General features: G+C 55.8%; 13 protein-coding genes. 11 read left to right on the forward strand and 2 right to left on the reverse strand.

Features of this window, described 5'->3' with window-relative positions:
* Window positions 1-106 precede the first annotated feature (106 nt).
* The 10 genes from GHN92_RS12370 (at window position 107) to GHN92_RS12415 (ending at window position 11,227) form a co-directional block, all read left to right on the forward strand.
* Complete coding sequence (locus tag GHN92_RS12370; RefSeq protein ID WP_095020958.1) at window positions 107-1,627, forward strand: aldehyde dehydrogenase family protein; 1,521 nt, start codon at window positions 107-109, stop codon at window positions 1,625-1,627.
* A gap of 193 nt (window positions 1,628-1,820) precedes the next feature.
* Window positions 1,821-3,266, forward strand: a complete 1,446-nt coding sequence (gene eat, locus GHN92_RS12375; protein ID WP_094999452.1) for an ethanolamine permease — start codon at window positions 1,821-1,823, stop codon at window positions 3,264-3,266.
* 52 nt (window positions 3,267-3,318) lie between these two features.
* The gene (locus tag GHN92_RS12380) at window positions 3,319-4,719 is read left to right on the forward strand and encodes an ethanolamine ammonia-lyase subunit EutB (RefSeq protein WP_095020960.1); all 1,401 of its coding nucleotides are present in this window, start codon (window positions 3,319-3,321) and stop codon (window positions 4,717-4,719) included.
* Between the two features lie 2 nt (window positions 4,720-4,721).
* Window positions 4,722-5,519: an ethanolamine ammonia-lyase subunit EutC gene (gene eutC / locus GHN92_RS12385; protein WP_094999454.1), complete on the forward strand. Its 798-nt coding sequence runs from the start codon at window positions 4,722-4,724 to the stop codon at window positions 5,517-5,519.
* A 212-nt stretch (window positions 5,520-5,731) separates the two neighbouring features.
* Window positions 5,732-6,385: a DedA family protein gene (locus tag GHN92_RS12390; RefSeq protein ID WP_094999455.1), complete on the forward strand. Its 654-nt coding sequence runs from the start codon at window positions 5,732-5,734 to the stop codon at window positions 6,383-6,385.
* A gap of 15 nt (window positions 6,386-6,400) precedes the next feature.
* Window positions 6,401-7,213 carry a zinc-dependent peptidase gene (locus GHN92_RS12395; protein WP_094999456.1) on the forward strand — a complete coding sequence of 271 codons (813 nt, stop codon included), beginning with the start codon at window positions 6,401-6,403 and terminating at the stop codon, window positions 7,211-7,213.
* Between the two features lie 101 nt (window positions 7,214-7,314).
* Complete coding sequence (gene ppa / locus GHN92_RS12400) at window positions 7,315-7,842, forward strand: inorganic diphosphatase (RefSeq protein WP_016779241.1); 528 nt, start codon at window positions 7,315-7,317, stop codon at window positions 7,840-7,842.
* A 207-nt stretch (window positions 7,843-8,049) separates the two neighbouring features.
* Entirely contained in the window at window positions 8,050-8,790 is a 741-nt protein-coding gene (locus GHN92_RS12405) for an XRE family transcriptional regulator (protein ID WP_094999457.1), read from the forward strand.
* A gap of 378 nt (window positions 8,791-9,168) precedes the next feature.
* Entirely contained in the window at window positions 9,169-10,389 is a 1,221-nt protein-coding gene (locus GHN92_RS12410) for an integrase arm-type DNA-binding domain-containing protein (protein WP_153380267.1), read from the forward strand.
* 115 nt (window positions 10,390-10,504) lie between these two features.
* The gene (locus tag GHN92_RS12415; protein WP_153380269.1) at window positions 10,505-11,227 is read left to right on the forward strand and encodes a hypothetical protein; all 723 of its coding nucleotides are present in this window, start codon (window positions 10,505-10,507) and stop codon (window positions 11,225-11,227) included.
* 77 nt (window positions 11,228-11,304) lie between these two features.
* On the opposite strand, the gene GHN92_RS12420 is transcribed toward GHN92_RS12415, so the two are convergent.
* The gene (locus GHN92_RS12420) at window positions 11,305-12,312 is read right to left on the reverse strand and encodes an inovirus-type Gp2 protein (protein ID WP_178102625.1); all 1,008 of its coding nucleotides are present in this window, start codon (window positions 12,310-12,312) and stop codon (window positions 11,305-11,307) included.
* A 376-nt stretch (window positions 12,313-12,688) separates the two neighbouring features.
* The gene (locus tag GHN92_RS12425) at window positions 12,689-12,916 is read right to left on the reverse strand and encodes an AlpA family transcriptional regulator (protein WP_178102626.1); all 228 of its coding nucleotides are present in this window, start codon (window positions 12,914-12,916) and stop codon (window positions 12,689-12,691) included.
* Window positions 12,917-13,522: 606 nt separating this feature from the next.
* Between GHN92_RS12425 and GHN92_RS12430 the strand changes: the two genes are divergently transcribed.
* A complete protein-coding gene (locus GHN92_RS12430) occupies window positions 13,523-13,795 on the forward strand; it encodes a hypothetical protein (RefSeq protein ID WP_256666456.1) in 273 nt (90 codons plus the stop codon).
* Window positions 13,796-13,901 lie beyond the last annotated feature (106 nt).

Consider the following 13,901-nt stretch of genomic DNA (forward strand, 5'->3'; position numbering starts at 1 on the left):
CTTGGAAGACAAGGCCTGCACAAAGATGGCCCAGCCCTTGCTCATACTTTTGCCAGCGCCACAGCGCGTCCTCCCATAAGCACAATAAAGCCAGGAGACACTCACCATGCGTTACGCACAACCCGGTACTGAAGGCTCGATTGTTTCGTTCAAGAGCCGTTACGGTAACTACATCGGCGGCGAATTCGTGGCACCGGTCAAAGGCCAGTACTTCACCAACACCTCGCCGGTCAACGGCAAAGCCATTGCCGAATTCCCGCGTTCTACTGCCGAAGACATCGAAAAAGCCCTCGACGCTGCCCACGCCGCTGCTGATGCCTGGGGCGCGACCTCAGTGCAGGCACGTTCGCTGGTGTTGCTGAAGATTGCTGACCGCATTGAGCAAAACCTCGAACTGCTGGCCATTACCGAAACCTGGGACAACGGCAAAGCCGTACGCGAAACCCTGAACGCCGACGTGCCGCTGGCTGCGGATCATTTCCGTTACTACGCCGGCTGCATCCGCGCTCAAGAAGGCAGCGCCGCCGAAATTGACGGCAATACTGTGGCGTATCACATCCACGAACCGCTGGGCGTGGTCGGGCAGATCATTCCGTGGAACTTCCCGCTGCTGATGGCCGCCTGGAAACTTGCCCCTGCACTGGCGGCGGGCAACTGCATCGTGCTCAAACCGGCTGAACAAACGCCGCTGAGCATCACCGTTTTTATGGAGCTGATCGGCGACCTGCTGCCACCTGGCGTCCTCAACGTCGTGCAGGGGTTCGGTAAAGAAGCAGGCGAAGCGCTGGCTACCAGCAAACGCATTGCCAAGATCGCCTTCACTGGCTCCACACCTGTAGGCGCTCACATCATGAAATGTGCCGCCGAGAACATCATCCCGTCGACCGTGGAACTGGGTGGCAAGTCGCCAAACATCTTCTTTGAAGACATCATGCAGGCCGAGCCGGCCTTTATTGAAAAAGCCGCTGAAGGTCTGGTGCTGGCATTCTTCAACCAGGGCGAAGTGTGCACCTGCCCGTCGCGGGCGCTGGTGCAGGAGTCGATCTACGACGACTTTATGAAAGTGGTGATGCGCAAGGTCGAGGCAATCAAGCGTGGAGACCCGCTGGACACCGACACCATGGTCGGCGCCCAGGCCTCCGAGCAGCAATTCGACAAGATCCTGTCCTACCTTGAAATTGCCAGGAACGAAGGCGCTGAACTGCTGACCGGCGGTGCCGTAGCCAAGCTCGAAGGCGATCTGGCAACCGGCTATTACATCCAGCCGACCCTGCTCAAGGGCACCAACAAAATGCGCGTCTTCCAGGAAGAAATCTTTGGCCCGGTGGTCAGCATCACCACCTTCAAGGACGAAGCCGAAGCGCTGGCGATTGCCAACGACACCGAGTTTGGCCTCGGCGCCGGCCTGTGGACCCGTGACATCAACCGCGCCTATCGCATGGGCCGTGCCATCAAGGCGGGTCGCGTGTGGACCAACTGTTACCACCTCTACCCGGCACACGCCGCGTTCGGCGGGTACAAAAAATCCGGCGTCGGCCGTGAAACCCACAAAATGATGCTCGACCACTACCAACAGACCAAAAACCTGCTGGTGAGCTACGACATCAACCCGCTGGGTTTCTTCTAACCCAGACCCCTGTGGAAGCGGGTTTGCTCGCGAAAGGATCGCTGCGCTGTACTGAACGACCGCAGCGCCTGCATCGCGAGCAAGCCCGCTCCCACAAACTGGCATCAATAGCTCTACACCGGGCCTTCTGGCCTAGCTCTTGCTTATCTCCCTGTCATATTTTCTCAAACTATAAAAGAACAGGTGAATTCCCATGCCTAGCGAACCTACTGCCGCTGCGGCGGCGTCCTCTGTCGATTTCGAAAAAGTCGGCTCCGATTATTTCCAACAACGTGAACTGAAAAAAGGCGCTGCCGGCTGGGTCCTGCTGGTGGGCCTGGGCGTGGCCTATGTGATTTCCGGCGACTACGCCGGCTGGAACTTCGGCTTGGCCCAGGGCGGCTGGGGCGGAATGTTTATCGCCACATTGCTGATGGCCACCATGTACTTGTGCATGTGTTTTTCACTGGCCGAACTGTCCTCGATGATCCCCACTGCCGGTGGCGGCTACGGCTTTGCCCGCAGTGCTTTCGGGCCGTGGGGCGGGTTCCTCACCGGTACGGCGATCCTGATTGAATATGCCATCGCCCCTGCCGCGATTGCCTGTTTTATCGGCGCCTATTGCGAGTCGCTGTTCGGTATTGGCGGCTGGATGATCTACCTGGCGTTCTACATCATCTTTATCGGCATCCATATTTTCGGGGTCGGGGAAGCGCTCAAGCTGATGTTCATCATCACCGCCGTGGCGGCCATTGCCCTGGGGGTGTTTCTGGTCGCGATGGTGCCGCACTTCAGCGTCGCCAACCTGCTGGATATCCCGGTCACCGAGGCCAAGGGCGCCAGCGCATTTCTGCCCTTCGGTTATGTCGGTGTCTGGGCAGCCATCCCTTATGCGATCTGGTTTTTCCTCGCTGTCGAAGGCGTGCCGCTGGCTGCTGAAGAAACCAAGAACCCCAAGCGTGACCTGCCTCGCGGGCTGATCGGCGCCATGCTGGTTCTGGCCACCTTTGCCCTGCTGATTCTGGTGATCGGCCCGGGCGGCGCCGGCGCGCACCACTTGATGGCATCGGGTAATCCGCTGGTCGAAGCCCTGAGCAAGGCGTATGGCGGCTCGACCTGGATGGGCGGCTTTGTGAACCTGGTGGGCCTGGCCGGTTTGATTGCCAGCTTCTTCTCGATCATTTACGCCTATTCACGTCAGATCTTCGCCTTGTCCCGCGCCGGCTATTTGCCGCGCAAACTGTCCGAAACCAACAAGAGCAAGGCGCCGGTGCTGGCCTTGATCATTCCCGGCATTATCGGTTTTGGTCTGTCACTGACCGGCCAGGGCGACTTGCTGATTCTGGTGGCGGTATTTGGCGCGACCATTTCCTATGTGCTGATGATGGCCGCGCATATCACCCTGCGTATTCGCCGCCCTAAAATGGAGCGCCCGTATCGCACGCCGGGCGGGATTTTCACTTCGGGCACTGCTTTGGTGCTTGCCTGTGTCGCGGTGGTGGCCGGCTTCCTGGTTGACCCGCGGGTGGTGATTGGCGCTGCGGTGATCTATGGAGTATTAATTGCCTACTTCGCTTTTTACAGTCGGCACCATTTGGTGGCCGGTACGCCGGAAGAGGAATTCGCGGCTATTCAACAGGCCGAAAAAGCCTTGCACTGACCGCTGAGAATCCCGCCAGACGCCTTGCGTCTGGCGTCATGGAGCACCCTGTATGGCAACATTCTCACATGCGGTTGGCACTCAGACCTACCGTTTCGATAGCCTTAAAGATGTAATGGCCAAGGCTGGCCCGGCCCGTTCCGGGGATTTTCTGGCCGGCGTGGCTGCGCAAAACGACGGCGAACGGGTGGCCGCGCAAATGGCGCTGGCTGACATCCCGCTCGCCTATTTTCTGCAAGAAGTTCTGATCCCCTACGAGACCGATGAGGTCACCCGGCTGATTATCGACAGCCATGATCTTCAAGCCTTCGCCCCGGTCAGCCACCTGACCGTCGGTGGCTTTCGCGACTGGCTGCTCAGCGACGCAGCCAGCGAGGACAGCCTGCGGGCCCTGGCGCCGGGCCTGACCCCGGAAATGGCCGCCGCCGTGTCGAAGATCATGCGCGTACAGGACCTGATTCTGGTCGCGCAAAAGATCCGTGTGGTTACCCGGTTTCGCGGCACCATGGGCCTGCGCGGCCGACTTTCGACACGCCTGCAACCCAACCACCCCACCGATGACCCGGCCGGCATTGCCGCCAGCATTCTCGACGGGCTGCTCTACGGCAACGGCGATGCCATGATCGGCATCAACCCGGCCACTGACAGCATTGCCTCGATCTGCGACCTGCTGAACATGCTCGACGCCATCATCCAGCGCTATGAAATCCCCACCCAGTCCTGCGTACTGACCCACGTCACCACCTCGATCGAAGCCATCAATCGCGGCGTGCCGCTGGATCTGGTATTTCAGTCCATTGCCGGCACCGAGGCAGCCAACGCCAGTTTTGGCATCAACCTGAATGTGCTGCAAGAAGGCTACGAGGCAGGTTTAAGCCTCAATCGCGGGACTCTGGGCAATAACCTGATGTATTTCGAAACAGGTCAGGGCAGCGCGCTGTCGGCCAACGCCCATTTCGGCGTGGATCAACAAACCTGTGAAACCCGCGCCTACGCCGTGGCACGGCATTTCAAGCCGTTTCTGGTCAATACCGTGGTCGGTTTTATCGGCCCCGAGTACCTGTACAACGGCAAGCAGATCATCCGCGCCGGCCTTGAGGACCACTTCTGCGGCAAGCTGCTGGGTGTGCCCATGGGCTGTGATATCTGCTACACCAACCATGCCGAAGCGGACCAGGACGACATGGACACCCTGCTGACATTGCTGGGGGTGGCCGGGATCAACTTCATCATGGGCATCCCGGGGTCGGACGACATCATGCTCAACTATCAGACCACGTCGTTCCATGACGCCCTGTATGCCCGCAAAACCCTGGGGTTAAAACCCGCCCCGGAGTTTGAACAGTGGCTCAGCAAGGTGGGCATTTTTACTCAGAACGATGGCCGCATCGAGTTCGGCCATCAGCTGCCACCTGCATTTCGCCAGGCGCTGGCTCATTTGGGAGGACGCTAGGCATGGCCGACAACCTTAACCCGTGGCTGGAGCTGCGCCGCCTGACCCCCGCACGTATTGCCCTGGGACGCACCGGCACCAGCATGCCGACCCAGGCCCAGCTCGACTTTCAATTCGCCCATGCCCAGGCCCGGGATGCGGTGCATTTGCCGTTTGATCACCCCGGCCTGAGTGCACAGTTAACCGAGCGCGGGCGCGAGAGCCTGCTGCTGCACAGTGCCGCGGCTGACCGCCACAGCTACCTGCAACGCCCGGATCTGGGACGCAAGCTCAACGACGACTCTGCGCAGCAATTGCGCGACTACGCAGCGGCCAACCCCGGCGGCATCGATGTCGCCGTGGTGGTAGCGGATGGCTTGTCGGCACTGGCCGTGCATCGCCACACCTTGCCCTTCCTGGCGCGCATGGAAGAGCACACGGCGACTGAAGGCTGGTCGCTGTCGCCGGTAATTCTGGTAGAGCAGGGGCGAGTTGCCGTGGCCGATGAAATTGGCGAACTGCTGGGCGCACGCATGGTGGTGATGTTGATCGGCGAACGCCCCGGGCTCAGCTCCCCCGACAGCCTGGGGCTGTACTTCACCTACGCGCCGAAAATCGGCCTGACCGATGCGTATCGCAACTGTATTTCCAATGTACGGCTTGAAGGCCTGAGCTACGGCATGGCCGCTCATCGGCTGGCGTACCTGATGCGCGAAGCCTGCCGGCGGCAATTATCGGGAGTGAATCTGAAGGATGAAGCCCAGGTGCAGACCCTGGATGTCGAAGCGCCCAGCGAAAACTTTCTGCTCAAGGGCGATTAACTCTGCGTAGCAGCTGCCGAAGGAACGAGGCTGCTGCTACGGCTTTTGACTACCAATACACGCTTCGCTACAAACTCACACTGCAGAATTCGTCTCAATCCGTATAATCCGGTTCTTCAAAAAAGTACGAAAAAACTACAATTGTTGTAGTTAACTACGCATCCCTACCCGCACAGACCTGCAGAGCCGGGTCATCAACACAGGTGCTTCACATGGATTTCAACCCGATCGACATTATCCTGCACCTCGATGTGTACCTCGACATGCTGGTAAACAATTACGGGCCATGGATCTACGCCATCCTGTTTCTGGTGATTTTTTGCGAAACCGGTCTGGTGGTCATGCCGTTTTTGCCGGGTGATTCGCTGCTCTTTATCGCGGGCGCCGTAGCTGCCGGCGGCGGCATGGACCCGGTACTGCTCGCAGGCTTGCTGATGCTGGCTGCGATCATGGGCGACAGCACCAACTACGTTATCGGACGAACGGCAGGCGAGCGCTTGTTCAGCAACCCGAATTCGAAAATCTTCCGTCGCGACTACCTGGAAAAAACCCACGACTTCTATGAGCGTCATGGCGGTAAAACCGTAACCATGGCCCGTTTCCTGCCGATTTTCCGCACCTTCGCTCCGTTTGTTGCCGGTGTGGCGCGCATGTTCTACCCGCGCTTCTTTATGTTCAGCGTATTCGGCACCATCCTGTGGGTTGGCGGCCTGGTCACTCTGGGTTATTTCTTCGGCAATGTGCCATTTATCAAGAAGAACCTGTCGCTGCTGGTGGTGGGCATCATTCTGCTGTCGCTGGTACCGATGATTATTGGCGTGATCCGCAGCCGTCTGGGCCGTACTCCAGCCAAAGCCAAAGCCTGATCGGGAGACACCACCATGTGGTCTCTAAGTGAATGGCGGCGCCAGCGAATCCTTGCGCAGCACCCGGTAACGCCTGACGTATGGCACAACGTGCGCCAGCATCTGAGCATTCTCGACGGGCTGAATGACGAGCAGGACAAATGGCTGCGCGACAGCAGCGTATTGTTTCTGCAAGCCAAGCACCTCACCCCCATGCCCGGGGTTGAGCTGACTGAAGAGGGCCGGCTGTTGCTGGCCGCTCAGGCGCAATTGCCGCTGCTCAACCTGGGTGACCTGGACTGGTACCAGGGCTTTCACGAAATCGTGCTCTACCCCGACGACTTCGTCAGCCCCCAGCGCCATCGCGATTCCAGCGGTGTAGAGCATGAATGGGAAGGCCATCACAGCGGTGAAGCCTGGCAGCATGGGCCGGTCGTTCTGGCATGGCCGGGCGTTCTGGCCAGCGGTGGCTGGGAAGGCTACAACCTGGTCATCCACGAACTGGCGCACAAGCTGGACATGCTCAATGGTGCCGCGAATGGCATGCCGCCCTTGCACAGCAGCATGCATGTCAGTGACTGGACCCAGGCCATGCAACAGGCCTACGACCATCTCAATCACTACCTCGACCACCACAACCCCGACCACGCGCCTATCGACCCCTATGCCGCCGAAAACCCGGCGGAGTTCTTTGCGGTCACCAGCGAGTACTTTTTCAGCGCACCCGACCTGTTGAACCATGCCTACCCGCTGGTCTATCAACAACTGAGCCTGTTTTATCGTCAGGACACGCTGGCACGCCTCAAGCAGCTGCAAAGCGAACACCCCGAATACCGCGCGCAGCACTGATCGCCCAAGGGTGACGTCCTTATAGGAATACGCCTATAATCGCCGCCACTTTTTGGCCAAATCGGCCAAACAAACTGGCCTACTAACGGGGGCACCGCCCAATGAGCTACAGCAAGATTCCGGCTGGCAAAGACCTGCCGAATGACATCTACGTCGCTATCGAGATTCCGGCTAACCACGCGCCGATCAAATATGAAATCGACAAAGACAGCGATTGCCTGTTCGTTGACCGCTTCATGGCCACCCCGATGTTCTACCCGGCCAACTACGGTTTTATCCCTAACACCCTGGCTGACGACGGTGATCCGCTGGACGTGCTGGTGGTTACCCCTTACCCGGTAGCTCCAGGCTCGGTTATCCGTGCTCGCCCGGTTGGCATCCTGCACATGACTGACGACGGCGGCGGCGATGCCAAAGTGGTTGCAGTGCCTCACGACAAGCTGTCCCAGCTGTACGTTGACGTGAAAGAGTACACCGACCTGCCACCCCTGCTGATCCAGCAGATCCAGCACTTCTTCGAGAACTACAAAGATCTCGAAAAAGGCAAATGGGTGAAGATCGAAGGTTGGGGCGATGCTGAAGCTGCCCGCGCCGAAATCACCAAATCGGTTGCGGCCTATAAAGGCTAAGCAAGCGGTTAAAAAAAACCTCGGCTCGCCGGGGTTTTTTTATGCCTGCATAAACGCAATAAAACAGCCTGTTTACGGCGCGCAAAATGCCCAGTCAATGCCAGTAGGAAATATCGCTGCAAGTCTAGGAATTTTCTGGTTTTACCGTTTTTTTTTGAACGCTTAGTTTATTTAAACAGGCTTGGCTTGCCCGTAGACTCTGTGTTCATGAATACATCCGGTGATCGCCTGAAAGCCCTCCTGCGGGAGTGCCATTTAACCGCTTCGGACTTCGCAGCCAATCGCCGCGTTACGCCGCAGCACGTCAACAACTGGTTCAAACGGGGCATTCCGATGGCTCGCCTGGACGAAATCGCCGAACTGCTGTGCGTCAACAGCCGCTGGCTACGTACCGGCGAGGGCGTCAAGCATCCGGGCCTTGTCAGCAGCAACGATGAAAAATCGCCTGCCCAGACCGGACAGCCCAAACCGGCTAATGCCTGCGATATTGACGCGCCCTTCTACAACGAAACCTTGCACCCCGACGGATCAGGCAAAACCCATGTGGTGAAAATTCCTGATTGCACCGTGCGGCTCAGTTGCTCGACCCTGCAGGCCCTGGATGTCAGCCCCGACCAGGCCATTTGCGCACCCATGATTGGCAACAGCATGGCGCACAGGATCCAGGATGGTTCCACAGTCGCCATCGACCGCAGCCTGACCCAAATCGTCGACGGTGAAATCTACGCGCTCGAGCAGGATGGCATGCTGCGCATCAAATACCTCTACCGCCTGCCCAACAACGGCCTGCGCATCCGCAGCCACAACTGCCTGGAGTATCCGGACGAAGTCTTTGACGCAACAGAAGTCCATGCGCAGCAGATACGGATACTGGGCTGGGTATTCTGGTGGTCCACGCTTAGCCAGCGACGCCCGCCAGTGCCTTACAAACTGGACGAACAACCTTAGGTCTGGGAAAAGTACTCAAACCCCAGTATGATTCGTCGCACTTGTGCACTCCCCCTCGCGGCACGCGAGCCGGAATGCAGGGCCAGGCAGCAAAAAGCCGCTACGCCCCACACCCAGCCACAACGCGCTGGATGTCCCGATTGAAGGCGAGTACGGCTTACCAAAAATAAGCCAAACCCGCCCCCGAGAAGCCGGCCACAAGCCGGCTTTTTAATTGTCCAAAATAATCCTATCCCATCCGAGAATCCAGCCGATAGCCTAGCTATCACCGGCATTTCAGGCGCATCCCTGTCCGATGGTGTTCAACGCCATTTGACCTCATCCGACGATGAAGTGGGGGGACAGGTGGGGGGACAAAGGGACGAGAGGGGAAATCAAATGGGTAAGCTGAATCCGAAACAAGTCGAAAATCTGACCGAACCCGGCACCTATGAAGATGGCGATGGGCTTCGCTTAGTGGTCAAACCTACCGGGCGTAAATCCTGGCTTCTTCGCTTCCAACTGGCGGGCCGTCGCAGAGAGATGGGCTTGGGTTCCTTTCCTGAAGTTACCCTCAAGAAAGCCCGACAAGACGCCAGCAATAAACGAAGCCAGTTGAGCGATGGCATAGATCCTCTAGCCGCTCGCGATATCGAGCGCGCTGCCCAACGCGAAGCACAGCGAACGAGCGAGGCAAAACAGCTGAAGTTCGAGACGCTCGCGAAAGAGTATTGCGAAGCGCATGGAGGGACGTGGTCGGAGAAGTGGCGCAAAGGCTGGCTGCGGAAGCTGGAGCTGTATGCGTTTGACCACATAGGCAAATTGTCGGCCGAGGAGATTGGTACTCCACAGGTTCTCAAGGTGCTGCAACCGATCTGGTCCACCAAGACCAGAACCGCCGATGAGTTGCGTGGACAAATTGAACAGGTTCTGGACGCCGCCAAGGCACGCAACCTTCGCGAGGGCGAAAACCCCGCTCGCTGGCGTGGGCATTTAGATAATCTGCTGAGTCGAGCCGAAAAGAAAAAGGCTCGAAAGCGCGAGCACTTTGAAGCCATGCGATGGCAGGACGTGCCTGTCTTGATGGAAAGCCTCAGCGCGAATAACACACCGGCTTCGTTGGCTGCTCAGTTGTTAATAATGACTAGCGCACGCGCCCACATGGTGCGGTTCGCTCGTTGGGATGAGTTTGACTTGGACGCTGGCACTTGGTCTCTACCAGATGAGCGAATGAAAATGCGAGTAGCTTTTGTAATCCCGCTTGCCGAGGAAGTTGTGAAGCTGGTGAAGAGCATTCCGCGAGAAGAAAGAAGCGCCTTTCTATTTCCAGGTCAGGGCAAGACTGGGGTCATGCATGCCAACGCTATACGAACGCTCCTACATGGCATGGGGTACAAACAAATCACTCGACATGGCTTTCGCTCCTCATTTCGAGACTGGGCCGGGGAATGCACCCATTACCCACGCGAGGTATGCGAGATGGCGCTGGCGCACGATGAGCGCGACCAAACTGAAGGGGCATACTCCCGCTCGGACTTTCTCGATAAGCGACGCGCCTTGATGAACGACTGGAACAAATTTATTACCACTCCCATGACCGTCTCTCAACTTTTAGCTTGAGATCACCACTCGTTACCAATCGGCGAAAGATGGGGAATGTTATCCTCTACCACCCTGAAAAATTTACGTATCGCACGACACCCAACGTCAACAAAACCCGTCAAGAAATCACAAAATGAAAGAAACGAAGCCTGCACTATTTTCACCGATTCAAATCACAATGAACACGAATGAAAGCATAGGCAACACCACAGTCGATAAAGCAATCGCTAGAAACCACGGCATGCTTTGGGATGGTTTTTTCCATCCACTAATTAAGCTTGATGAATATAAGAAACTACTGGAGGACATCCGCGCAGTCATAGCCAACCCCGAGTTACAAGCAGAGTTAGAAACTCGCTGGAGAAACGAAGACAGACTACACAGTGAAGAGATCAACACACTGCTGCAAGACGCGAGATATGCCTGCCTGTACCTCGAACTGGCAAGAGACGCCGAGAAACATGAAAACCGCGACCGCGCCTGGGCCTTTACCAGTTATGCAAGTGTGCAGGTTGGTGAAATCAGTGAAAAATCAGCAGCCATCATCACTGCATTTGAAGCTGACAAATGTTCAAGCCGAAACAGTAGAAATGGGGCCAGTCGGACTAAAAACTTTCTACCTGCCAAAGAGGAAGTAGTCAGGCTGCTTGAGGAATTGAAACCGGAGAGTGGCTGGCCCAGCTGCAGCGGAGCAGCATCTGCGCTAGAGAAACATATGACTGAGTTCATTCTCAAAACCCGCCCATCCGGTTTGACCTCATCAAATATTCGAAACCGCATAGAGAAAAACTGGCTCCCAGGAGATGATCTTGTTAATAGGGCCTGGAAAAAAACAAAAGCGGTTGAAAAGGAGTAAATATCAGGTTGGATCTGACAAATATTTCAGATTTATGGTACCTGTCAGACCAAACCTGAATTTTGTGCCCACCACGCTCAAGCAGCGAGTAAAGCCCTGGGTCGCCCGCGCGGATCTTTGAGCGACGGTCGCTCCATCTTCCCCAAGCCTCGCCCAATTGCTTGCAGCTTCATGTAGATATCGGTCTTGGTCAAATAGGGGATCGCCAATTGGTTTAGCGTATCCCGCATCGGACTATCCCGATGATCGACCATACCGATCCCACAACTCTTGTAGCGCGATTTGTCCGCATTACAGTTGTAGTACACGCCTCGACCTTTTGTGATCAGCTCCGTCCAGTAGCGGCCTATCAGAAGGGCTTTCGTAATGTCCTCTCGCACCTTGGAACCATCAAAGAAAAACATCATGTGGTAATGGAAGCCTTTCTCCGGCCCATGCTCCAGCTTCCAGATGTAACCCACCATGTCATCGAACAATTTGTTCGATCTCTTGTTCCGAAGCAGGTGTTCTCGATCTCGCTTCGCTTCAGCCTGTGTCGTCCTACAATGCTGCTTTTGGTAGCCAAGATCAACTCTTAGCACCAGCAACCGGGAATGGCGTTCAAACAACGCATCAACGTATCCGGTCAGCTCCTTATGGTTTTTATTACTCGACCGCTGGTAGTTTTTAAGCTTTCTCGCAAAGCTTTTCGAACGAGCCTCTTGCCGAATACCTTCCACACACGAGTTCAATTGTTGAACGTAGTGTTCTACCTCGTCACGATCACTCCGCATTTTCCGAACCAACGTAACCCCGCATAGGCGTGCTGCTTTAACCTGATCAACCATTAGCGCGATATACGGTTCAAATGTGTAAAGCCTGTTTAAATGGTCGTCTCGCGAAATTCGCATTTTGATCAGTTTGTTCAGCAGGACTCCTGGCAAATTCCAATGAAGACGAGAGTTACCATCGTCATCTACAGCTTCAAGTGTAAAAGCATCCCCCTCAGTTTTTATAAGATCCTGAACCAACAGGGATGCTCGCTTTAGCATGCAGAGCATCCCTATATCTAAAGCGCCTTGCTCTTCACCGTTGGCCAGCACCATGTGACACTTACTCAGGAGCGCTATTTCGCGCTCATCCTTCAATACGCTTACATACCCCTTCATACCTTCAAGCACTCAATAAGATGGATAATCACTACTGATTGACTTGTCTTGAGTCAAGTCAATCCCTATTACTTTGACACCTACTAGGCACACCTCTCTTTATTAGACGATCACCACTAATGAGAATACTAATTACTAATAATATATAAACCAAAAATAACAGGGCAAGCCAACCCCGATCAAAGTACTGCCTGTAACGCACCTCGCAATAGAAATATGAATTAAAATGTTATACGTAGTTAGTGAGCGATTTTCAGCGCCAAGTATTCGAGGTTGTTTCAGCCTGTCCACCGATGGAGAGGCAGTTCAATGATTAGCGCGCCTCCTTGGCAGACATGCGCTGCTCAATCCAGGTAGTGATTTCGGAGTCAATCCAGCCAATGGCGCCAGCTCCCAGTTTGATCGGTAAGGGAAACGTCGCATCGTACCTTGGCGACAGCCTATCCATGCGGTCGTAGATCGTTGACCGCCTAAGGCCGATACGCTCGATCAATTGCTTAAGGCGTACAATCCTCGGGTAGAGATCATGGGTGTTTGTCACTTGCCTGCTCGTTATGTGTTTGGGAGTGATGCGACTTTAGGCCGTGTTCGCTCCGACAAGAAGACCTGCAGCGCCCAGTATTTTTTTCCTGAGAGTTGAGAGCGTCTCTCAGACTCGAACTGGCGAGTACCGTATCCATCACCGCAGTTATCTGGACTTCGCCGTCCTCTTTTGGGTAGGGAACGCCGCGAGACCTGGCTACGACAGGTAAGCCTAGCGACTGATCGTTGGCTGGGCTCCGCCGCAGGACCTTTTTGAGTTGGTGCTGATCGTGTAAGGATGGTTACTTTTCATGCCATAGGGTATTCAAGTAGTTTTTCATCCAACAGTCGATTATGCTTTCCTCACCGGCCCTCATCGGCGCGAAAATAGCCATTTTTACCCAGTAAGAACGAACTACGTATATCGTAAGAACTAAGTTCGCATACTGTTGGCTGACGGACGCGGACCGCTCAGGGCAAAAACGAACTCGCATCTCCCCCTCAGCGATATTGAATCGCATTTAACACCTACATCACGACACTGAATATCCCTCATGGAATCCTTCCCATGTCACTTCAGTGTCCTCGTTGCACCTCCAAAAAAATTGCCTCCCTTAGACCAGCCATGAGAATCGGTGCCATTGTTGGCGCTGTCGGTGGTGCAGCACGAGGCGCGAGCACCGCACTCGCAGGTAGCCAAATTGGCGCGACGGTTGGCGCGCTTATTAGTCCGATTGGCATCAGCATTGGAAGGCTCTCAGGTGCCGTCCTTGGCGGGCTCATCGGCAGCGTGGACGGCTGTGCGCTGGGTGCTCAGCTTGGCGAAAAGCTGGATCGTCATGTGCTGGCAAATAATCTCTGCCTGGTTTGTGCGCACCGCTTCAACCTGCCGTCTTAATCAGCTCCTTTCCACTTCACAAAATTAATCGTAAGCGCTCCATGAAGCCCACATTCCAAGCCGAAACCTGATGTCCGATGCTGTGCTCCCGATTTCTTTCTGGAGC

This window comes from Pseudomonas sp. FSL R10-2964, assembly GCF_009600035.1.
In the GTDB taxonomy this organism is placed as follows: Bacteria; Pseudomonadota; Gammaproteobacteria; order Pseudomonadales; family Pseudomonadaceae; genus Aquipseudomonas; species Aquipseudomonas bubulae.

Bases quoted from the DNA above. Each gene is read 5' to 3' on its own strand.
- GHN92_RS12405 (WP_094999457.1), top strand. From the start codon at position 8,050: ATGAATACATCCGGTGATCGCCTGAAAGCCCTCCTGCGGGAGTGCCAT.
- GHN92_RS12370 (WP_095020958.1), top strand. From the start codon at position 107: ATGCGTTACGCACAACCCGGTACTGAAGGCTCGATTGTTTCGTTCAAG.
- GHN92_RS12410 (WP_153380267.1), top strand. From the start codon at position 9,169: ATGGGTAAGCTGAATCCGAAACAAGTCGAAAATCTGACCGAACCCGGC.
- ppa (WP_016779241.1), top strand. From the start codon at position 7,315: ATGAGCTACAGCAAGATTCCGGCTGGCAAAGACCTGCCGAATGACATC.
- GHN92_RS12390 (WP_094999455.1), top strand. From the start codon at position 5,732: ATGGATTTCAACCCGATCGACATTATCCTGCACCTCGATGTGTACCTC.
- GHN92_RS12395 (WP_094999456.1), top strand. From the start codon at position 6,401: ATGTGGTCTCTAAGTGAATGGCGGCGCCAGCGAATCCTTGCGCAGCAC.
- eat (WP_094999452.1), top strand. From the start codon at position 1,821: ATGCCTAGCGAACCTACTGCCGCTGCGGCGGCGTCCTCTGTCGATTTC.
- GHN92_RS12380 (WP_095020960.1), top strand. From the start codon at position 3,319: ATGGCAACATTCTCACATGCGGTTGGCACTCAGACCTACCGTTTCGAT.
- eutC (WP_094999454.1), top strand. From the start codon at position 4,722: ATGGCCGACAACCTTAACCCGTGGCTGGAGCTGCGCCGCCTGACCCCC.
- GHN92_RS12415 (WP_153380269.1), top strand. From the start codon at position 10,505: ATGAAAGAAACGAAGCCTGCACTATTTTCACCGATTCAAATCACAATG.
- GHN92_RS12430 (WP_256666456.1), top strand. From the start codon at position 13,523: ATGAGAATCGGTGCCATTGTTGGCGCTGTCGGTGGTGCAGCACGAGGC.
- GHN92_RS12420 (WP_178102625.1), bottom strand. From the start codon at position 12,312: ATGGTGCTGGCCAACGGTGAAGAGCAAGGCGCTTTAGATATAGGGATG.